This is a genomic window from Streptomyces yangpuensis, assembly GCF_001005295.1.
GTDB lineage: Bacteria > Actinomycetota > Actinomycetes > Streptomycetales > Streptomycetaceae > Streptomyces > Streptomyces yangpuensis.
This window is the reverse complement of record NZ_LBMK01000004.1, coordinates 270,281-290,141: the sequence shown is the minus strand read 5'-3', so window position 1 is coordinate 290,141 and position 19,861 is coordinate 270,281. Positions and strand designations below refer to the sequence as shown.

Below are 19,861 nucleotides of genomic sequence, written 5' to 3'. Positions count from 1 at the left end.
GCACGGGGGTCAGTCCTCGACCACCAGCGCCGGGGTGGACTTCGTCAGGACCTCGCCGCGGAAGAAGGCCGGGCTGCGGCGCTGGGTGATCAGCATGACGACCACGCCCAGGAGGAGCAGGCCCACTCCGATGATGAAGACGCTGCCCACGCCGAAGAGCGACGAGCCGGAGCCGTAGGCCGGGTCCCACATGTCGTACATCGTCTGGCAGAAGACCGCGGCGAGCATGAGGCCGCCGATGCCCGGCAGGATGCCCTTCACCAGGAGGTCGCGGGCCGAGGAGCGCAGGTCCGCGCGGAAGAACCAGACGCAGGCGAAGGCCGTGATCGAGTAGTAGAAGCAGATCATGAGGCCGAGGGCGTAGATCGTGTCGATCAGGACGTTCTCGCTGACCAGTGTCATCACCGCGTAGAAGACGCCGGTGGCGATGCCCGCCATGACGGTGGCGCGGCCCGGGGTCTTGAAGCGGGGGTGGACCTTGGCGAAGGAGGACGGCAGGGCTTCGTAGGTGCTCATCGACAGGACCGTGCGCGCCACCGGGATGAAGGTGGTCTGCAGGCTCGCGGCGGCGGAGGCCAGGACCGCGACGAAGAGCAGCACCCCGAGACCGGAGCCCATGATCGGCTCGGCGAGGGCGGCGAAAACGTTGTCCGCGGTCTGCTCGTTGCCGAGGCCGTTGCCCTCGGTGCCGACACCGGCGTACATCTGGGCGGCGATGGCGACGACCAGGTACGAGGCGACGATGACGACCATGGCGAGCATCGCGGCGCGGCCGGGCGTCTTGGCGCTGCCGACGCTCTCCTCGTTGACGGACAGACAGGCGTCCCAGCCCCAGTAGATGAAGATCGAGAGGGAGAGGCCGGCCGTGAAGGCGGCGAGCGACTCGACGGCGAAGGGGTTCATCCAGGACCACGAGAAGGCGAGCGAGCCCGCGACCTCGTCGGACTTGGTGATGGCCAGGTAGGCGAACATCGCCAGCACCGTGAGCTGAAGGCCGACCAGGACGTACTGGACCCACTTGGTGGCGGTGATGCCGCGGTAGCTGATCGCGGTGGCGATCGCGATGAAGACCAGGGTGGTGAGGATGTGGACGAACTTGTTGTCGTCCAGCGCGGCGAGGTCGGCGCTGCCGGTCAGTTCGCCCACGAGGAGATAGAAGAAGTTGGTGGCCACGCCGGCGAGGTTGGAGAGCACGACGACCGTGGCGACCAGCAGGCCCCAGCCGCACATCCAGCCGACGCGGGGGCCGAAGGCCTTGACCGACCAGGTGAAGGAGGTGCCGCAGTCGGGGACCGCCTTGTTCAGGGCGCGGTAGGCGAAGGCCACCAGCAGCATGGGGATGAATCCGGCCAGGAAGATGGCCGGCATCTGGACGCCGACCTCGCTGACCGTGGGACCGAGTGTGGCCGTCAGGCAGTAGACGGGGGCGACCGTCGATACGCCGATGACGGCGTTGCCCACGAGCCCGACGGAATTGCCGCCGAGTCCCTTGCCGCGTACGCCCCCGGCCACGCCGCTTACCGTGTCTCCGGCCTGAGGCCGAACGTCCAGCTGAGTCATGGGTCAGGACGTTAGATGCTGCGTTTTCCACATCTGGAGGATCGAAGTCCGGAAGGGAAAGGCCTCCGAAGCCTTGGAATCTTGAGGTCGAGACAGTTCACAAGTGCTTAATGCAAGGTTCATCCAGGCATCCAACGATGGTTCAACAGGGCCAGCCAGCAGGCTTTCACCATACGGAAACCGCAGGCATGTCCGATTTGCACTTTTTCAAAGTTTCCCTCGTGACTTTGCGGTGACCAGTGGTAACGGCGCATGGGACCGGTTTGCCGCGCGCATGACCACCGGCCTAGAGTCGCCGCGGTTCAAGATCATGCACGGGGGAGTCACCATGCGCACGCGCACCACGAAACTGCTCGCATCGGCAGCGGCCGTCACGGCCCTGCTCACCCTCACCGCCTGCGGCGGCGGTGAGGACCAGACCCTCGGCGGCATCGGCTCCGACACCGGCACGGGCCCAGGCACCGACGGCGGTGCCCACGAGGGCACCCTGGAGAACCCCACCAAGAACGGCGGGGTCAACGGGAACGCGCCCAAGGACGGCACCGCGTTCCAGAAGCTGCCGAAGGCGGGCACCATGGCCGCGGCCGCCCGGTTCATCGGCGGCTTCACCGACTGCCGCCAGGTCAGCGCCGACAACGGCGAGGACGGACCGACGGGCCCGAACGCAGAGTTCGACAAGGCCGCCGGCGTGACGGAGACCGGCTACTGCGGCAGGCAGAACCGCACCACGATCCTCCTGTACAAGGACGCGAAGGCCTTCCAGACGGCCTTCAAGGCGGAGATGGCGAAGAAGGGCAACGGCGGGAACCCCGACGGCGGCATCGTCGTCGGCCAGGACTTCGCCATGGGGTCCCAGGACGCGGACAGCATGAGCGCCCTGCTCCAGCCGCAGGCCGGACTGCTCATGCTCAACTGCCACCCGGACTTCAAGCCGCCGAGCGGCTTCCGCAAGGAACCGGCCCTGGTGAAGGGCTGCGTCCTCACGGACTACTACAAGGACCACTGAGAACGCCGCCCGGAACGGCCCGCCCGGGTACGCGATCCGCGAGACTGGCCCCATGCCCACGGCCGATGAGCTCCTCAGCGCGGACACCGTCACCACCCTCGCCCGGCTGCTGGCCCGGGCGGGCGGGCGCCGGTCCGCGCCCGCCCTGACCGCCCGCGCCGCCGCGCTCGACGGTCTGACGTACAGCGGGCGGGTCGCCGCGATCCGCGACGCCGTGCTCGCCGACCTCCCCGAGGACTGGCCCGGCTTCGAGGCCGTCGTCCGCACCGCCCTCGCCGAGCCCGCCTTCGAGGGGTGGATGACCTTCCCCGTCAACGAGGCCGTCGCCGTCCGCGGGCTGGAGGTCTTCGAGCCCGGGCTGGAACTGCTGCACGACCTGACCCCCCGGCTCACCGCCGAATCCGCGGTACGGCCCTTCCTGCGCGCCGACCCGGGCCGCGCCCTGGCCGTCGTACGGACGTGGACCGAGGACCCCGACCCGCACGTACGGCGTCTCGCCAGCGAGGGCACGCGGCCCCGGCTGCCGTGGGCCCCGCAGCTCCCCGCGTTCGTCGCCGACCCGCGCCCCGCCCTGCCCGTGCTGGACGCCCTCCACCGTGACCCGTCCGAGTACGTGCGCCGCTCCGTCTCCAACCACCTCAACGACATCAGCCGCGACCACCCCGACCTCGCCGTCGGCACGGCGGCCCGCTGGCTGGCCGAGCCCGCCGGCACGACGGACCGCGTCGTACGGCACGGGCTGCGCACCCTGATCAAGGCCGGCCGGCCCGAGGCGCTGACCCTCCTGGGCCACGCCCCGGACGTACCGGTCAGCGTGCACGGGCCGGTGGTCACCACGCCGCGCGTCGCCGTCGGGGAGTACCTCGTCTTCGACTACGCGGTGACCAACACCGGCGAGCTCCCCGCCGAGCTGGTGATCGACTACGTCGTGCACCACACCAAGGCGAACGGCACCCGCACCCCGAAGGTGTTCAAGCTGGTCACCCGCGCCCTGGCCCCCGGCGAGACCCTCTCCGGCACCAGGCGGCACTCCTTCAAGCCGATCACCACCCGCCGCTACCACTCGGGCGAGCACCTGGTGCAGCTCCAGGTCAACGGCCGCGTCCGCGGCGAGGCCGTTTTCTCGCTGGACGCCGGATGATCACTGCGGCATGCTGCGGGGCATGACCTACGGAATCGAGTCCCACCCCGCCCGGTGAGCGCCCGCGAAGAGCGCCAGGCGCTCCCCTCCCGGACGACCTCCCTCTACGACTACGCCCTGTTCCGCCACGGCATCGAGCCGGACGGCCGGATCCCGCGGAGGGGCTATCCCCTGCCCGACGGGCCGTCCGAGCCCAGCCGCGAGAACCTGACCTGGCAACAGGCGCAGGACGAAGTCACCGACGCCCTCACCCCCCTCCTCGCAGACCCCGACCCGGTACGGGCCGCCGACGCCGTCCACCGGCGGGCCGCGGAACTGGCCATGCCCCACCGCACCCTGCGCGCGCACACCGCACGGCTCGCCCTGACCGACGAGGCCGCCGCCCGGCTGACCGCCCGGCACCTGATCCGCACCGGCACGGACGTGGCGGCCGTCTGTGTCGGCATGGCCCTGATGATCCGCCTCGGCGAACCCGAGGACGTGCCCTGCCTCACCACCCTCGGCATGCTGAGCGGCCTGGCGGACGCCGCGGGCGCCGCCCTCGACCCGCTCGACCGGCAGGCGGCCGCCCTGCTGGTCATCCGCCACCGCGACCGGTCCGGGGAACTGACATCGCTGACCGACGCGATCACCACCGGCGACGTGGGGGCCATCCGGTCCGCCCTGCTGTCCCTGCCGGACGAGGACCGGGCCCTGTGGCTCGGCCGGCGCATCGCCGAGGCCGCCGACCTGCACGGGCTGCTCCTGGACGGGCCGCAGGACGCCGACCTGCTCGCGCTGACCGGCCGGCTGCTGCACCGGATGGCCGACCAGCGGGACGCCCGCGCCGACATCCTCGACTACCTGCCCGCCCAGACCGTGTACGAGACCCTGGTCCGGCAGGCGGACCGGCTGCCGCCGACCCCGGACCACCAGGCGCTGCTCCTCTCGACCGCCCTCGACCTGCACAGCGGCCCCGCCGCCCTGCTGAACTGGCGGCCCGGACGGCGCCGGGCCCTGCTCGACGCCCTGGACCGGCAACTGCCCCCGGCCGCGCCGGAACCCGTACCCGGCGACCGGCGGGCGGACTGGTTCCGGCGCAACCGGCACCTCCCCTTCGCCCGCTCCGACGCCGGGGACCCACCTCGGTGGGAGCTGGCCGTCGTCCACGGTCCGGCGGACTCCTCCGCCGTCGAGACCCGGATCCTCGTCGACGGGGTTCCGCTCGTCCCCGCGCTGTTCGGCAAAGGCCGGGCCCACTCGCCCGAGTACCTGCTCGACAGCGGCCGGCTGCGCGCCGCACGGGAGCCGCGCGAGGTGCAGCTCTGTGAGGCGTACTGCACCGAGGGCTGCTGCGGAGCGCTGTACGTGACGATCCGCCGGGACGGCGACGAGGTGGTGTGGGACGGCTGGCGCGGGGCGGTCGGCCCGACGCCACCGGCGTACCGCTTCGACGCCGCCGCCTACGATGCCGAGCTCGCGCGCGCCGGACAGGACCACTCCTGGTGCTGGCCGGCCCGCAGCACCGCCCGGCTGATCGCTGCGGGCCTGCGCGACCGGCCCGACCTGACCTCCCGGTGGGAACTCGCACCGAGCTGGGTCTCCACCGACTGGCAGGACCCGGACACGACGGTGGTACTGCTCAGGTACAAGCCGTCCGCCCCGCCTCCCGGCACCGGCGGGTCGCTCTACTTCACGTGGCGGCTGCCCGACGACGACGGCCCGCCCCGGGACCGGGCGGCCGCCGCCCTGCAACGGCTGGAGACGGAGGACCCCAAAGCCTTCGCCGTCTTCGACGGCGGCAACAACGAGCTGGCCGTGGCCCTCGGCTACCGCGAGCCCCCGTGCACCCCGCAGGCATGACACGGATCCGGCCGGGGGCCACCCGCCCCCGGCCGGATCCGGCGCGCGGACTACGTCGTCCAGACGATCGACTGGATCTCGCTGTAGGCGTGCAGGGCGTACGAGCCGACGTCCCGGCCGACCCCGCTGCGCTTGAAGCCGCCGAAGGGGGCCTCCATGTTGCGGCCGATGGTGTTCACGCCGACGCCGCCCGCGCGCAGCCGCCGCGCCACGCGCAAGGCGCGTGCCGAGTCGCCGGACCACACATAGCTCAGCAGGCCGAAGTCGCTGTCGTTGGCCAGCCGGACCGCTTCGTCCTCGTCGCCGTCGAAGGGGACGACCACGACGACCGGGCCGAAGATCTCCTCGCGGACGACCCGCATGTCGTTGGTGCAGTCCACGAGCAGGGTCGGCGCGACGTAGAAGCCCCGCCCGTCCCCGACCACCGGACGCTCGCCGCCGTACGCGATCCGCGCGCCCTCCTTCCTGCCCAGCTCGACATACGACTCCACGCGGTCGCGGTGCGCCGCCGAGATCACCGGGCCGACCACGGTCCCGGGCGCCGCCGGGTCGCCGACCTTCATGAAGGCCAGGTAGCCGGTGAGCTTCTCGATCAGCCGCTCGTACACCGACCGGTGGACGATCACCCGGGTCGGGGCGGTGCAGATCTGGCCGGAGTAGAAGGAGAAGGTGGTCCCGATGCCCCTCACCGCCGCGTCCAGGTCGGCGTCCTCGAAGAGGATCGCGGCGCCCTTGCCGCCCAGTTCCATCAGCTGCCGCTTCATCGTGCGGCCGCAGACCTCGGCGATGCGCTGTCCGACGCCGGTGGAGCCGGTGAAGGACACCATGTCCACGTACGGGGAGTCCACGGCGGCCTCGCCGACCTCCACCGACTGCCCGGACACGACGTTGACCACGCCCGCCGGGACCCCGGCCTCGTGGAGCGCCTGCGCCATCCGGAACACCGACAGCGGGTCCTGCGGGGCCGGTTTGACGACGACCGTGTTGCCCATGGCGAGGGCGGGGGCGACCTTGCCGGCCGGGTTCGCCCACGGGTTGTTGTAGGAGGTGATGCAGGTGACCACGCCGACCGGCTGGCGGACCTCCAGCGCACCCAGGATGCTCGCCCCGCCCATCGGGCCGGCCTCCGTGACCTGCGGTGGCAGTCCCTTCTCGACGGGTTCCAGGGCGCCCTTGGCGTACCGCCGGAAGCGCGCGACGCCGACACCGACCTGCATGCCGCGGGCGATACCGGTCGGCGCGCCCGTCTCCGCCTGCGCGAGCGCCGTCCACGGCTCGAACTCCCGCTGCATGATGTCCGCGGCCCGGTCGAGGATCTCCGCGCGGGCCTGCGGCGTCGTGCGCGACCAGCTCTCGAAGGCCTCGGCCGCGGCGCGCGCGGCGTCGGCGACCTGGGCGCGGGAGGCTTCGGGGGCGAGCCCGACCACCGACTCGTCGGCCGGGTTGACCACGTCGTAGTGGCCGCCGGCCGGCTCCACCCACTCGCCGCCGATGTACAGGGGCTGAGCGGTCATCGGGTGCTCACCGTCCTGGTGTCCCGGCCCGACCGGAGCACGATGCCGGGGACGGCCCCGGTCACCTCGTCGTCGCGGACGGTCTCGACGCCGTTGACCCGTACGGAGACGATGCCGATGGCCCGCGCGTCCAGCCGGGGGCTGTCGCCGGGCAGGTCGTGGACGAGGGTGGCCGGGCCCGCCTCGATCCGCTCGGGGTCGAAGAGGACCAGGTCCGCGTGGTAGCCCTCGGCGAGGCGGCCGCGCTCGCGCAGTCCGAACAGCCGGGCCGGGTCGTCCGTGAGCATCCGTACGGCCTGTTCCAGCGGCACCAGCTTGCGGCCGCGCAGGCAGTCGCCGAGGAAGCGGGTCGTGTACGGGGCACCGCACATCCGGTCCAGGTGCGCGCCGGCGTCGGAGCCGCCGAGCATGACGTCCTCGTGCTGCCAGGTCTCGGCGCGCAGGGCCCAGCTCGCCGGGTCGTTGTCGGTGGGCATCGGCCAGAGCACGGTGCGCAGTTCGTCGTTGGCGCAGATCTCCACCAGGGCCTGGAAGGGGTCCTGGCCGCGTTCGGCGGCGATGTCGTTCACGACCCGCCCGGAGAGCCCCTCGTTCTCCTTGCTGTAGGTGTCGCCGATGACGTAGCGGCCGAAGTCGGCGAGGCGCCGGAAGACTCCGGCCTCCTTGCTGTCGGCGCGGCGCAGCATCTCGGCGCGTACGTCGGGGTCGCGGAGCCTGGCGATCCGCTCGGGGACGGGCAGGCCGAGGATCTCGCCCCAGCCGGGGATGAGGTTGAGCGCGCAGAAGGTGCCGAGCGACATGTTCATGGGCGTGAGGATCGGCATGGTCAGCGCGACGATGCGGCCGCCGGCCTTGCGGGCGCGTTCGCCGGCCGCCAGCTGGCGCGGGACGCGTTCGGGGACGGCGGCGTCGATGGTGAGGACGTTCCAGTTCAGGGGCCTGCCGGCGGCGGCGCTCATGTCGACGAAGAGGTCGATCTCCTCGTCGGAGAACCGGTCGAGGCAGCCGGCGACGATCGCCTCCAGCTGGGTGCCCTCGTGGTCGCCGACCGCGCGGGAGAGCGCGAGCAGTTCGGCGGGCCGGGCGTGCCGGGAGGCTACGGGGGCGCCCGCGCCGTCGGAGTGGGTGGCGGACTGGGTGGTGGACAGGCCCCAGGCGCCGGCGTCCATGGCGTCGTGGAGGAGGTCGAGCATCTGCTGCATCTGCTCGGGGGTGGGCTGTCCGCCGACCGCGTCCTCGCCCATGACGTGGCGGCGCAGGGCGCAGTGCCCGACCATGAATCCGGCGTTGACGGCGATCCGGCCCTCCAGGGCGTCGAGGTACTCGCCGAAGGTGGACCAGCTCCAGTCGACGCCCTCCTCCAGGGCCGCCAGGGCCATGCCCTCGACCTTGCTCATCATGCGGCGGGTGTAGTCGGCGTCCTCGGGGCGGTCCGGGTTGAGCGGGGCGAGGGTGAAGCCGCAGTTGCCGCCGGCGACGGTGGTGACGCCGTGGTTCATGGAGGGGGTGGCGTAGGGGTCCCAGAAGAGCTGGGCGTCGTAGTGCGTGTGCGGGTCGACGAAGCCGGGGGTGAGGACGAGGCCGGTGGCGTCCTCGCTGGTGCGGGCCTCTTCGGTGACGGTGCCGGGTGCGGCGATGACGGCGATGCGGCCGTCGCGTATGCCGAGGTCCGCGACGCGGGCGGGGGCGCCTGTGCCGTCCACGACGGTCGCGCCCTTGATCAGGTGGTCGAGCATGACGTCCCTTCTCCTTTGCCTGGCTTTGGCCCCCTGCGCGGGCGTGGCTCCGCTGCTGGGGCGGAGTCCCAGCACCGGAGCCACGCCCGCCCCGGCCGGTGGCCGCCCGGCCGGGGCAGGTTCGGGACGGCGGTCCGGGAAGACGCCGTCCCCGTACTGGGGCGGCCGAGCCCCCGCAGGGCTACGCGGCCTCGCGGAACCGCGTGGTGCGGTGCACCGGGTCCGTGTCTATCTCCGGGATCACGTGCTCGCCGATGAGCTTGATCGTGGTCATCGTGTCCTCGTACGAGACACCGGTCGGCAGACCGAAGGAGAGCTGGTCCGCGCCCGCCTGCTCCCAGCGCTTGCACTGGGCCCGGACCTCCGACGGGTCGCCGCAGATGAGGAGTTCCTCGGCGATCAGCAGCTCGATGATCTCCGCGTTGTACTCGGGGAGGGTCTCGGGCCACTGCGGGATCGCCTCGGGCCGCGGGAAGGTGTCGTGGTAGCGGAAGACCAGCGACTGGAAGCGGTTCATGTTGGCGTTGACCGCGATCTCGACGGCCTTGTCGTGGGTCTCGGCGCAGATGGCGGTGGAGGTGACCATCACGTTGTCGTTGACGAAGGCGCCGATGGCCTTCGCCTCCCTGATGGCCGTCTTGTACTGGTCGAGGACCCACTCCATGTCGGAGACCTTCTGCACGCTGAAGCCCAGCACGCCGAGGCCCTTCTTCGCCGCCATCGCGTAGGAGGACGGCGACCCGGCGGCGTACCACATGGCCGGGTGGGCCTTGCCGTACGGCTTGGGGAAGACCTTCCGCGGCGGCAGCGACCAGTGCTTGCCCTGGAACCCCTCGTACTCCTCCTGGAGGAACATCTTGGGGAATTCCGCGATGGTCTCCTCCCAGATCTCCTTGGTGCCGTTCATGTCCTCGATGCCGGGCAGGAAGCCGAGGATCTCGTGGCTGCCCGCGCCGCGGCCGGTGCCGAACTCGAAGCGGCCCTTGGAGAGGTGGTCGAGCATGGTGACCTTCTCGGCGACCTTGACCGGGTGGTTCACCGGGGCGAGCGGGTTGAAGATGCCGGAGCCGAGGTGGATGCGTTCGGTGGCGTGCGCGAGGTAGCCGAGGAACACCTCGTTCGCCGACAGGTGCGAGTACTCCTCCAGGAAGTGGTGCTCGGAGGCCCAGGCGTACTTGAAGCCGGACTTGTCGGCCTGGATGACGTACTCGGTCTCCTCGACCAGCGCCTTGTGCTCTGCCTCGGGGTCGACCTTGGACCGCGCCTCTGGCACGTATCCCTGCACGAAGAGCCCGAATTCCAAGGGGTTCACCGTCCTCTGTTTTCTGACGTGTCGTCAGATTCGATGTCCCGACTGTTCCACCGCGGGGCCGGGAGCGTCAATACCTGACACTCCATCAGCTAGCGGCCGCTGCCGCCGGCCGCTACAGGATGCTGACGCCCGCCATCCAGCCGCCGTCGATGACGAACGGCTGGCCGGTGATGTACGAGGAGTCCTCGCCGGTCAGGAAGAGCGCCAGCCGGGCGATCTCCTCCGGCCGGCCCACCCGCCCCATCGGGACCACCCGCCGGTAGAGCTCCGCCATCGCCTCGCGGGCCTCGTCGGTCATGTTCTCGGGGTCCAGCAGCCCCGGATTGGCCATCGGGGTGTCCACCGCGCCCGGGCACATCGCGTTGACCCGGATCCCCTTGGCCGCCAGCTCCAGCGCGGCGACCCGGGTCAGGCCGAGGATCGCCGCCTTCGTCGCGGCGTAGGTTCCGACGTACGCCATGCCCGTCAGGCCGGTGTAGGAGGAGGTGTTGACGATGGTGCCGCCGCCGGCCGCCTCGATCTCGGGCGCCACCGACTTGATGCCGAGGAAGGCGCCGACCTGGTTGACCTGGACCACCTGCTGGAACTCCTCCAGCGGGGTCGCCGTCAGCTCGTTGAAGCGCAGGATGCCCGCGTTGTTGACCAGGCCGTCGATCCGGCCGAAGGACTCCTTCGCGGCGGCGACGGCCGCCGCCCAGTCCTCCTCCCGGCTCACGTCCATCCGTACGTACCGGGCCCGGTCCTCGCCGATCTCCTTGGCCACGGCCGCGCCCTGCTCGTCCAGCACGTCCCCGAGGAGCACCTTCGCGCCCTCGGCCGTGAAGAGCCGGGCCTCCTGCTCGCCCTGGCCGCGCGCCGCACCGGTGATGATGACGACGCGGCCGTCCAGCTTGCCCATGCCCGTGCTCCTAGTCATTGAGGTACGGGGCCACTTCGGCCCCGAAGGCGGTGATCTGGTCGACGAGTTCGGCGCGGTCACGGCTGCGGAAGCGGACCTGGATCTGGTCCACGCCGAGCGCCCGGTACTCGCGCAGGGACTCGGCGAGCGCCTCCGCCTTGCCGGTGAGGGTGCGGCGGCCGGTGTCCCAGCCGGGCTCGCCGACGTACAGCGCCTCGGTGATCGCGCCGACCTCGAAGGGTCCGGTGACGCCGGCCTCGGCGCGCAGCCGCGCGATACGGGCGATCTGCGCCGGGAGCTTCTCGCGCGGGTCGCCCTGCGGGAGCCAGCCGTCCCCGCGGACGGCGGCCCGGCGGACGGCCGCGGGCGAGGAGCCGCCCACCCAGACGGGGATCCGCTCCTGGGCGGGCCGCGGCAGCTGCCCGAGGTCCCTGAAGGAGAACAGCCCGCCCTCGAACTCCGGGTACTCCTCGGGGCCCAGCGCCGCCCGCAGCGCGTCCAGGGTCTCGTCGAGGGCGGCTCCGCGGCGCGCGAAGTCCACGCCGAGGACCTCGAACTCCTCCTGGACGTGACCGGCGCCGACCCCGAGGATCAGCCGGCCGCCGCAGAGGTGGTCGAGGGTGGCGTACTGCTTGGCGCTGATCAGCGGGTGGCGCAGGCCGAGGATCGCCACGTGGCTCATCAGCCGCACGTGCTCGGTGATCCCGGCGAGGAAGGACAGGGTGGCCACCGGGTCGTACCAGACGGTGCTCATCGGCCCCGCGAGCCGCCGCGGGATCGCCACGTGGTCGCAGGTGGCCAGGTATCCGAAGCCCGACCGGTCGGCGGCCCGCGCGATCTCGGCGAGATCGCGGGCCCCGGCCGCCGCCTCCCAGGGCTCGGCGTAGAGGGTGCTCTGCGACTGGACCGGGAGCTGCATCCCGTAGACCAGCCGACCTTCCGGAAACACGCGCGCCATGGCGGGCCCGCCTCGCCTTCGTCTGCCGATTCGTCCTATCGGTGCCGGGCCATCGTGGTACCTGACGGCCCGTCAGACAAGAGGGAGGGGGGTATCCGACGGGGCCGCCCGCGCAGGCGCGTCCCTTGCGGGTACGGGTGCGTACCCGTACCCTTTCGCCATGGGAAGGAGCACGCTCATGGCCGACGCCAACATCCGCATCCCCGAGGAAGCCAAGGACAGACTCGCCGCCATAGCCGCGGCCGAGGGGCTGTCGCTGCGCGCGTACCTGGCCCGTCTCGCCGAGACGCTGCTCACTCCGGCGGAGCGAGCCGAACGGGCTGAACGGGCACGCGCCGCGCTGCACGCCTGGAACGGCTACGACCCGTCCTCGTCGCAGCAGAGGGACCTGGACACGGAGTTGGACCGGCGCCTGGCGGAGGCGAGGGGCCGGTGACGGAAACGCACATCGTGCTGGACGAGACAGCGATGCTCGCAGCAGGGCAGGGCAACGTCCTCGCGTCGCGGCTCATCCACCGCGCGCATGCCGAGGCCGGCTGGTTCCTTTACGCGCCTTCCTGCGCACTGGTCGAGGCGGACCGCGCCCGGCACGGCACGGCCGAGCACCTGGCCGCCCTGCCGGGCATCACCATCCTCGACCTGGACCTGCCTGCCGCACTGGCACTGGCGCGCCTGGAGACCTGGGCCGCGGCGCACACCCAGCACGCGGCCCAGCCCACACCCGAACGTCCCGACGGAGCGATCGTCGCCACCACCTTCCCCAAGCGCTGGGAGGGAGAGCCGGTCCGCGTCCTGGACCTGGGCGACTGACCGGGCCCTTCAGAACCCTTCCGGCCCCATCACGATGACCGGCTTCGCCGCCGGGTCCAGGGTTTCCAGGACCTTGCGCATGGCCTCCTTGGGGATGCCGACGCAGCCCTGGGAAGGGCCGTCGTGGTCCACGTGGAGCCAGATGTTGCCGCCCTTGTCCTCGCCGTCCGGCTTGACCGGGTCCAGCGGGGAGTGGCCCGGACGGCGGTTGAAGTCGATGGCGACGACATAGTCGAAGGACCCCACCAGGGACTCCCCGTTCACCCCGCGGCCGGTGGCGACGAAGCCCCGGTCCTCGTCGTAGGGGAGCCGTGTACCCGGCGGCGGGGACAGCAGCCCGCCCGCGTCGGTGAGCGCGAAGACGCCCTGCGGCGAGGTCAGGTCGCCGTACGTGCGCTCCGTGGACCAGCCCCTCGCGCCGTTGCGCGCCGGCCAGCTCTCCGCCTTGACCCAGTCGGCCCCGGCCTCGGGACGGGTGTACAGGGTGGCGGTCGACTCCGAGGAGTCCACGGCCCGGCCGGTCACCAGGATCAGCTGGCGGGACTCGGCCGGGATCCGCGCCCGGGTCCGTTCACTGATCCCGGTCAGGCCCTGCGTGGGCGACCGCGGGACGTCGCGCGCCACCCGGTCCACGGGCTGCGGGCGGGAGTCCGTACTGGCCTGCGCCGCGCCCGCGGCCCGGTCCGGGTCGTGGGCGACATACGCCCATCCCGCGGTGAAGGTCACCAGGCCGAGAGCGGCGGCGAGGACGGCGCGGCGGGCCGCACGGCGGTTCGTACGGCGGTTCGTACGGGCGGGGCGGGAGCGTGCTCGGGCGTGCTTGCTCATTCAACCGACCGTACATCAGCGCACCATCAGAGCTGGTTTGTCCGCGTTGTGCGCGCCACGCCGGGCACGGGGAACCGGACACGGACCGTCAGGCCACCCCCCTGTCCCGGATTGGCCGCGGCCCTCAGCTCCGCCTCGTGCGCCCGGACGGTCGACGCGGCGATCGACAGGCCCGGTCCGGCGCCCTCACCTGCGGTGTGCTGCCGCTCGGCCCGCCTGCGGAAGGGCTCCAGGAGCGCCGGCACATCCACAGGATCGATCACCGGACCGGTGTTCGACACCGTCAGTTCCCCGTCCGCGGAGGTGGAGACGGAGATCCGGCCCTCCGCACGGTTGTGACGCACCACGTTCGTCAGCAGGTTGCGCAGCAGATGGCCCAGCAGCACCCGGTCGCCGGTCACCGTCAGCGGCGCGAAGGTCCGTCCGACCGTCAGGCCCTCCTGCGGGCAGGCAGCCAGCTCGGCGGCCGCGAGCCCCGCCTGGTCCGCCGGCTCCGCCGCGACCCTGGTGGTCGGCACGCCGGCCGGCCTCTGCCCGGCGGTGCGTGCGGCCCGCCTGTCGCCGGCCCCGGCCCCGGCCCCGGCCGCGGCGTAGGGAGACCGCCGGCTTCGGGGTCCGGTTTCGGTGGACGCAAGCCCGTCCCCCGAAACCGATCACCGACGTACTCTGAATCGATGAGGCGAACTCCACGTCACGCGGCACGCGTTGTCATCCTGTCCCCCGCCGGGTCGGTGTTCCTCTTCCGCGAGGACAACGTGGAGGTGGGCATCCACTGGCTGCCGCCCGGCGGCGGGATCGACCCCGGCGAGAGCCCCGAGGACTGCGTGCGGCGCGAGCTGCGCGAGGAGACCGGGTGGACCGACCTGGAGCCGGAGCGCCTGCTGTGCACGTGGGAGCACGACTTCACGCACCAGGGCGTACCGGTGCGCCAGCACGAGCACATCTACGTCACCACGGGCCCGCACCGGGAACCGGTCCTGGAGTCCCCCGGCATCCACTGGCAGTGGCTCTCGGCGGAACGCCTGGCCGCCCTGGGCGAACCGGTATGGCCACCCCGCCTCGCGGACCTCCTCAACAACCCCCTGCCCGAACCCATCCACCTGGGCCTCCTCCCCTGACCCCGCCCCGGGGCCGCCCCAGCGGGTGGATTTCCCTCGGACGGATCCGGCCAGTCCTCACGGGGCCGCGCCCGGCGCACTATCGTGGAGGGCGCCTACCGGAAGAGGAAGCGCTGATGACCACCGCCCCGAGGCCCGCCCACGGTGTCCCCCCGATGCCCGAGCGCAGCATTCCCGCAGTGCGGGCGGCGATCGCCGCCCACGCTCCGCAGCTCCTGGACGACTTCGAGGCCAACTGGCGGGCGAAGGTCGCCGACACCTACGACATCGGGGCGGCGCCGGCGTTTCTGGCCCGCTGGTGGGGCGAGTACGCGATCGCCCGGGACCCCCACCTCGACCACCACGTACGTGATCTGGAACAGCGGGCGGCCGAGTGCGCGGACCCCGACAAGGCCAGGGACCTGCTGGAAGAGGCATCGCGCATCCACCACCGGGTGGCCGCGCTGGGACCCGGCGAGTGAGCGCAGAGTTCACCGGCCCGCCGTGGGCCGCGGACTGGACCAAGCTGGCCTCCGAATACCGCGACACCCTGCCCGCCGAGGTACGGGATCTGATCACCGACGCGATCACGGAGCTGAAGACGTCACGGCATCCCTACCGTGACGACCACCTCGACACCACCAAGGTGAGCATCGAGCCGGTCCGCTCCACCGACCCCCGCGGCGCCCACATCCTCTACTTCGACCGGGGCCACGGCTGGCTGCGCTACACCTTCGTCCATCGCACCGCCGAACCGCAGATCGTCATCGAGCGGATCTTCTGGCAGTAGCCCCGAACGAGCCCCGTACCGGCGGGCGCCGGAGCTCTAGGGGGTCTTGGTGGTGGCCCTGGTGTAGAGGGAGGCCGCGTAGTCGCCCAGGACCGTGCTGGTCGAGACGTCGTCGGTGTCGCCGCCCGTGAGGATGCCGACGATCTTGCCGTCGCGGGCGATCCACGCGCTGCCGCTGGTGCCGCCCGGGAAGTCCGCGCAGTCGAAGCGCTGCTGGGTCGCGCTCTCGCGGACCGCGGTCGCCGTGCAGGTGCGGGGGATCTTGCGGTCGGCGGGGTAGCCGGTGACGGTGACCTCCTCGCCGGTCCGGCCCGTGGTGTCGAGTACGGCCGCGCCGGTCACGTCCTCGATCGAGCGGCCCTGGGCGTCGGGGGCGAGCGTGGCGAAGGCGAGGTCGTAGTCGTCGTCCGTACCCTCGGCCCAGCGCTCGTCCTCGAAGACCTCCTCGATCTTCCATGTGCCGTACGGGGCGGTGTCGTTGGCGTAGGCGGGCGCGAAGACGGCGGTCCCGTCGCCCTGCTTCCCGGCGAGCAGGCAGTGCCCGGCGGTGACGATGAGGTTGCGGCCGGGGCTCTGCACCACGGTGGCGGTGCAGAAGTGGTCGCTGCCCAGGCCGTTGGTGAACAGGGCGCCGGTGAAGGCGGCGGGGCCGCCCGGCGGGGGCGTGACGCCCGGCGGCAGGGTGATCCCGGGCTGCCCGGACAGCTGGGGCTTCGGCGCGTGCGAGCGCGAGGGAGCCGTCGGTGAGAGGGAGGGCTGCGCGGCCTTCGCCCGTACGGGCGCGGTCGCCTCGGGCGGCGGCGCGAGCTTCGCGACCGCCGCGGAAGCCCCCAGCGCCGCCACCCCACACAGCACCGCCGTCACGACGCTCCGCTTGTCCACCGGCATGATGATCCTTCCGCTTTGCCCTGGCGAAGCATGCCTTGCCCGCAGGGCCGGGTGCAAGGCACGTGACGACCCCTGCGTAGCCGGTCCGTCACCCCCAGCAGTCCACCCGCGCCCGTCAACTCGGGCCCATCGCAAGCTCTTTGACCGCCTGACCTATCATCACTTCGATTCTCGCCGCCCCCGCCGTCGCGCGGGCCCGCGGAAGGAGAATCTTGACGAGAGGGCAACGAACACTTGCGATTCACAGGCAAGCACCGGATATCCATCGTCGCCGCGGCGGCAGTGGCCGCGATCGTGGGAACCCTCCAGCTCCCCTCCACCGCGTTCGGCACCGAGGACACCCCGAGCGCCGCGAGCGCCACGGAGAGCGCCGGCATCGCGGACGGCCCGCCGCCGATGACTCCCGGCCGAACCCCGCCCTGACCGCCCCCCTCTCTGCGATGCTGGAGGTCGATCGAGAGGGGCCGCAGCAATGCAGTGGAAGATCCACGGGGAACGTCCGATCTACGAGAACAGCTGGGTGAACCTGTGGCTCACCGACGTCGAGACGCCGGACGGGAACCGCTGGGAACACCACGTCGTCAAGCTTCGACACCTGGCCGTGGCCGCCGTCGTCAACGAGCGCCGCGAGGTGCTGATGATGTGGCGGCACCGCTTCATCACGGACGCGTGGGCGTGGGAGCTGCCCATGGGCCTGGTCGAGGAGGGCGAGACACCTGCAGACGCAGTAGCCCGTGAGGTGCTGGAGGAGACCGGCTGGCGTCCCGGTCCCGTCAAGCCGCTGCTCTACGCCGAACCGGCCAACGGCATCACCGACTCCCAGCACCACGTCTTCCGGGCCGACGGAGCGACGTACGAGGGTCCGCCGACCGAGAAGAACGAGTCGGACCGGATCGAGTGGATCCCGCTGGCAGACGTCCGGGGCATGATCGACCGGCGGGAGATCGTCAGCAGCGGCTCCCTCGTCGGGCTGCTCTACGTCCTCATGGACGAGGCGATCCGCTGACCTGACGGGGCAGCACTTCCCGGAGCCGGGCCTCGAATGCCACCGCGGCCGGTTCCCGGCGGAAGGGCTCCAGCTGCTCGTAGAACTCCCGGAGGTGGCCGGCGACTCGTTGCGAGCTGACGGCCGCTGCCGGGGCGAGGGCGTCCATGGCCGTATGGCACGCCTCGTCGAGTTTGCCGCGTTGGAGCTGGGTGCGGGCGAGCCAGAAGGCGTGGAAGGCTCGGCCTCGGTGGTTCGATGCGTGTTCGTGGCGGAGGGCGTCCGCGATGAGGGGTTCGGCAAGGGCGGATTCGCCCAGGCGGCCGTGCGCGATGCCGGTGTCCACGATCAGCTTCGGCTCGTCGAAGTAGCCGACCCAGGCCGGGTCCGGATCACCGGAGCTGATCCGTCCGAAGTGGGTATGGGCTTCCGAGATCGCGGTGTGGGTCGCGCCGTGGTTGCCGAGGGTGGCGTGGGCGAAGGCTTCGCGCATCGCGAGCATGGCCAGCACGCGCGGCGTCGTCCCCGCGGCCGTTCGGGCCTGGTCCTGGGCGGCTGTGACGAGTGCGAGGGCGTCTCCGGGCTTGTCCTGGTAGGTGGCCTGGAGGCTCATGCAGGCGAGGACGTTGGCCATGAACTGGCGGTCGTCGATGGCCTTGGCCAGTCCAAGGGATTCGGTGAAGTAGGCCCGTGCCTGGTTGTACTGGCGGGCGTCGAAGTAAGTCCATCCGGTGAGCCGGGCCAGCTCGGCTGCGATGCCGTGCAGGCCGTCCCGCAGAGGAGCCGGACGCTGCTCCTTGAGGAGATCCACGACGTATCTGAGCTGGCCGACGACCGCCGGCCGTAAGGTCTCGCCACCGTGCTCGTCGTCCCGGCGCCAGTAGTCCGCGATCGACGAATGCAGCGCGTCCAGCGTCGAGGCGCCGAGACCCCGCTCGGCCGCCAGGGCGAGGATGCTGTCGACGTCCGCCCCCGGTAGTCCGGCGGCCAGTGGTTCGACGGCTGAGGGGGCCAGGACCTCGGCCGGTTCGCGGGACGTGACCGCCAAGCTGGGCGGCGTCTCCCAGGAGCGTCGGGCAAGGCCGAGCATGCGTCCAGGGATGCGCAGTCCGTCAGAGATCCGTTCGATCACGTCCATGTGCAGCAGCTGCCGCCGTCCAGCGATCACCTCGCCCACGCGGCTCGGAGTCAGGTCGCAGCGACGCGCGACCATCGACGGATAGATGCCTGCTCGTGCCTTGACCAGCTGAAAGATGCGGCCGAAGTCTCTGACCTGGCATGCCTCGATCATCATTGGGTCCGTAAGCAGGCTGACCGGGAGTTCCTTCGAGCGAGATGGCTCGAGCATCGGGCACGCTCCGGCATGAGGACTACGGATCGCTGCACTTGGTCAACCGAGGGTGATGTTACCCAAGTTGGGTAATCCGCTTGGCCTTTCTGGCCGGGCTCGCGGATCGCGATGCTCCTGGCCATGGCGAACAGACAGGACGACGTACGGATGACGTTGCGGGTCTCCCGCGACTCCGGCCAGACGTGGGGGCCTCTCACGGAGGTACGCGTGGGCGAGGGCCCTGTGGTTCCGGAGAATCCGGGTCGCTACCCGCCCTGTGTCTGCCCCCGCTGCTCGCAGCAGGCCCGGAATGCCATCGGGTCCTTCCGGATGGTGTCGTGATGCGATGCGTGCACTGGCACTGTGAAGGTCTTCGCCTACGGGCTCCGCGACACCGTCGTGGAGGAGGCCGCCGAACTGGCCGCGAAGCTCGCCTCCATGCGCGACGTGGCGGGCGCCCGGGTCGTACGCCCCCTCGGCCCCGAGACCGCACACCCGCACGGCACCCGCATCCAGCTGAAGGACTTCACCGTCGGCCCCTGCCCCACCCCAGACGGCCCGGTCCGACCCGTCACCGCCTGGTCGGCCGCCGTGCAGGAGACCTTCGCCCCGTTCGCCGAGGCCATGACGGGCGATGGCCTGCCCTTCCTCCACACCCAGATGCAGGCCGGCCGGTGCGGCCCGGTCCTCGCTGCCGCCATCGAGGACCGCATCGTGGGCGCGATCGGCCCCATGGACGTATGTCCTGACGCCATCGGTTACCCCCAGCTGATGCCCCAGTACTTCGCTGTCCTGCCCGAGACCCGAGGACAGGGCCTGGGCCGCGTCCTGTGGCAGGCAGCGATGCACTGGGGTCAGTCTCACGGCGCCGCCTACCAGCTCCTCCAGACCCAGGTCGGCGGCGCCTCCGACCGGCTGTGCCAATCCGAAGGACTCACCTCTCTCGGCTTCACCCACACCACACCGGCGTAACCTCGCAAGCCTCGAAGGGCGCCATCGGCAGCGCCGACCACGGTCGTTTCCTGGCCTCCTGCACCGCAGCCGCAAACTCCCTGCTCCTGCATGTGAAGTGCTCCGGCAGCCATGAGGAACGAGTCACCTGTCCACCCGCTCCACGACGGGCACACCCGCACCGGGCGGCCCGTCGTGGAGCGGGCACGCCCAGG

20 protein-coding genes and 1 pseudogene are annotated in these 19,861 nt (G+C 71.6%); 11 read left to right on the top strand and 10 right to left on the bottom strand.

What is annotated here, in order from left to right:
* Positions 1-9: 9 nt before the first annotated feature.
* Positions 10-1,560 carry an APC family permease gene (locus AAT21_RS22760; RefSeq protein WP_046778798.1) on the bottom strand — a complete coding sequence of 517 codons (1,551 nt, stop codon included), beginning with the start codon at positions 1,558-1,560 and terminating at the stop codon, positions 10-12.
* A gap of 328 nt (positions 1,561-1,888) precedes the next feature.
* Between AAT21_RS22760 and AAT21_RS34630 the strand changes: the two genes are divergently transcribed.
* The 3 genes from AAT21_RS34630 to AAT21_RS22745 are packed head-to-tail and all read left to right on the top strand — an operon-like array spanning position 1,889 to position 5,549.
* Positions 1,889-2,566, top strand: a complete 678-nt coding sequence (locus AAT21_RS34630; protein WP_052757945.1) for a hypothetical protein — start codon at positions 1,889-1,891, stop codon at positions 2,564-2,566.
* A gap of 52 nt (positions 2,567-2,618) precedes the next feature.
* Positions 2,619-3,707 carry a DNA alkylation repair protein gene (locus AAT21_RS22750; protein ID WP_046778797.1) on the top strand — a complete coding sequence of 363 codons (1,089 nt, stop codon included), beginning with the start codon at positions 2,619-2,621 and terminating at the stop codon, positions 3,705-3,707.
* Positions 3,708-3,761: 54 nt separating this feature from the next.
* A complete protein-coding gene (locus AAT21_RS22745; RefSeq protein ID WP_052757944.1) occupies positions 3,762-5,549 on the top strand; it encodes a hypothetical protein in 1,788 nt (595 codons plus the stop codon).
* A gap of 50 nt (positions 5,550-5,599) precedes the next feature.
* Here the strand turns inward: AAT21_RS22745 and AAT21_RS22740 are convergent, their stop codons facing one another.
* From AAT21_RS22740 to AAT21_RS22720, 5 genes are all read right to left on the bottom strand, one after another.
* Positions 5,600-7,063 (bottom strand): aldehyde dehydrogenase family protein, encoded by a 1,464-nt coding sequence (locus tag AAT21_RS22740; protein ID WP_046778796.1) that lies wholly within the window; start codon positions 7,061-7,063, stop codon positions 5,600-5,602.
* Entirely contained in the window at positions 7,060-8,799 is a 1,740-nt protein-coding gene (locus AAT21_RS22735) for an N-acyl-D-amino-acid deacylase family protein (protein WP_046778795.1), read from the bottom strand. Before AAT21_RS22735 ends, AAT21_RS22740 begins: the two co-directional genes overlap by 4 nt.
* Positions 8,800-8,980: 181 nt before the next feature.
* Positions 8,981-10,102: an LLM class flavin-dependent oxidoreductase gene (locus AAT21_RS22730; RefSeq protein WP_046778794.1), complete on the bottom strand. Its 1,122-nt coding sequence runs from the start codon at positions 10,100-10,102 to the stop codon at positions 8,981-8,983.
* A 121-nt stretch (positions 10,103-10,223) separates the two neighbouring features.
* On the bottom strand, positions 10,224-11,009 hold the full coding sequence (locus AAT21_RS22725; RefSeq protein WP_046778793.1) for an SDR family NAD(P)-dependent oxidoreductase: 786 nt from the start codon (positions 11,007-11,009) through the stop codon (positions 10,224-10,226).
* 10 nt (positions 11,010-11,019) lie between these two features.
* Positions 11,020-11,967 carry an LLM class F420-dependent oxidoreductase gene (locus AAT21_RS22720; protein WP_200904448.1) on the bottom strand — a complete coding sequence of 316 codons (948 nt, stop codon included), beginning with the start codon at positions 11,965-11,967 and terminating at the stop codon, positions 11,020-11,022.
* Between the two features lie 178 nt (positions 11,968-12,145).
* Between AAT21_RS22720 and AAT21_RS22715 the strand changes: the two genes are divergently transcribed.
* Positions 12,146-12,403 carry a hypothetical protein gene (locus tag AAT21_RS22715; RefSeq protein WP_046778792.1) on the top strand — a complete coding sequence of 86 codons (258 nt, stop codon included), beginning with the start codon at positions 12,146-12,148 and terminating at the stop codon, positions 12,401-12,403.
* A gap of 32 nt (positions 12,404-12,435) precedes the next feature.
* Positions 12,436-12,777: a hypothetical protein gene (locus AAT21_RS22710; RefSeq protein WP_046779017.1), complete on the top strand. Its 342-nt coding sequence runs from the start codon at positions 12,436-12,438 to the stop codon at positions 12,775-12,777.
* A gap of 9 nt (positions 12,778-12,786) precedes the next feature.
* On the opposite strand, the gene AAT21_RS22705 is transcribed toward AAT21_RS22710, so the two are convergent.
* Together AAT21_RS22705 and AAT21_RS22700 are read right to left on the bottom strand one after the other, a co-directional pair.
* Positions 12,787-13,605 carry a lipoprotein gene (locus AAT21_RS22705; RefSeq protein WP_046778791.1) on the bottom strand — a complete coding sequence of 273 codons (819 nt, stop codon included), beginning with the start codon at positions 13,603-13,605 and terminating at the stop codon, positions 12,787-12,789.
* A gap of 26 nt (positions 13,606-13,631) precedes the next feature.
* Positions 13,632-14,123 (bottom strand): sensor histidine kinase, encoded by a 492-nt coding sequence (locus AAT21_RS22700; RefSeq protein ID WP_079025891.1) that lies wholly within the window; start codon positions 14,121-14,123, stop codon positions 13,632-13,634.
* A gap of 156 nt (positions 14,124-14,279) precedes the next feature.
* Here AAT21_RS22700 and AAT21_RS22695 point away from each other — a divergent pair, with 156 nt between their 5' ends.
* The 3 genes from AAT21_RS22695 to AAT21_RS22685 all read left to right on the top strand — a co-directional run bounded on the left by AAT21_RS22695 (position 14,280) and on the right by AAT21_RS22685 (position 15,492).
* Positions 14,280-14,723 (top strand): NUDIX hydrolase, encoded by a 444-nt coding sequence (locus AAT21_RS22695; RefSeq protein ID WP_046778790.1) that lies wholly within the window; start codon positions 14,280-14,282, stop codon positions 14,721-14,723.
* A 116-nt stretch (positions 14,724-14,839) separates the two neighbouring features.
* Positions 14,840-15,184 (top strand): hypothetical protein, encoded by a 345-nt coding sequence (locus tag AAT21_RS22690; protein WP_046778789.1) that lies wholly within the window; start codon positions 14,840-14,842, stop codon positions 15,182-15,184.
* The gene (locus tag AAT21_RS22685; protein ID WP_046778788.1) at positions 15,181-15,492 is read left to right on the top strand and encodes a hypothetical protein; all 312 of its coding nucleotides are present in this window, start codon (positions 15,181-15,183) and stop codon (positions 15,490-15,492) included. The genes AAT21_RS22690 and AAT21_RS22685 overlap by 4 nt, the downstream gene beginning before the upstream one ends.
* A gap of 36 nt (positions 15,493-15,528) precedes the next feature.
* Here the strand turns inward: AAT21_RS22685 and AAT21_RS22680 are convergent, their stop codons facing one another.
* Positions 15,529-16,374 carry a trypsin-like serine peptidase gene (locus AAT21_RS22680; RefSeq protein ID WP_235439106.1) on the bottom strand — a complete coding sequence of 282 codons (846 nt, stop codon included), beginning with the start codon at positions 16,372-16,374 and terminating at the stop codon, positions 15,529-15,531.
* Between the two features lie 240 nt (positions 16,375-16,614).
* Here AAT21_RS22680 and AAT21_RS22675 point away from each other — a divergent pair, with 240 nt between their 5' ends.
* A complete protein-coding gene (locus AAT21_RS22675; protein WP_046778786.1) occupies positions 16,615-16,803 on the top strand; it encodes a hypothetical protein in 189 nt (62 codons plus the stop codon).
* Between the two features lie 49 nt (positions 16,804-16,852).
* A complete protein-coding gene (locus AAT21_RS22670; RefSeq protein ID WP_046778785.1) occupies positions 16,853-17,386 on the top strand; it encodes an NUDIX hydrolase in 534 nt (177 codons plus the stop codon).
* On the opposite strand, the gene AAT21_RS22665 is transcribed toward AAT21_RS22670, so the two are convergent.
* On the bottom strand, positions 17,364-18,713 hold the full coding sequence (locus AAT21_RS22665) for a hypothetical protein (RefSeq protein ID WP_046778784.1): 1,350 nt from the start codon (positions 18,711-18,713) through the stop codon (positions 17,364-17,366). The genes AAT21_RS22670 and AAT21_RS22665 overlap by 23 nt on opposite strands.
* A 339-nt stretch (positions 18,714-19,052) precedes the next feature.
* On the opposite strand from AAT21_RS22665, the pseudogene AAT21_RS22655 reads away from it, so the two are divergent.
* Positions 19,053-19,667, top strand: a pseudogene (locus AAT21_RS22655) (GNAT family N-acetyltransferase); the annotation flags it as partial.
* Positions 19,668-19,861: the final 194 nt, after the last annotated feature.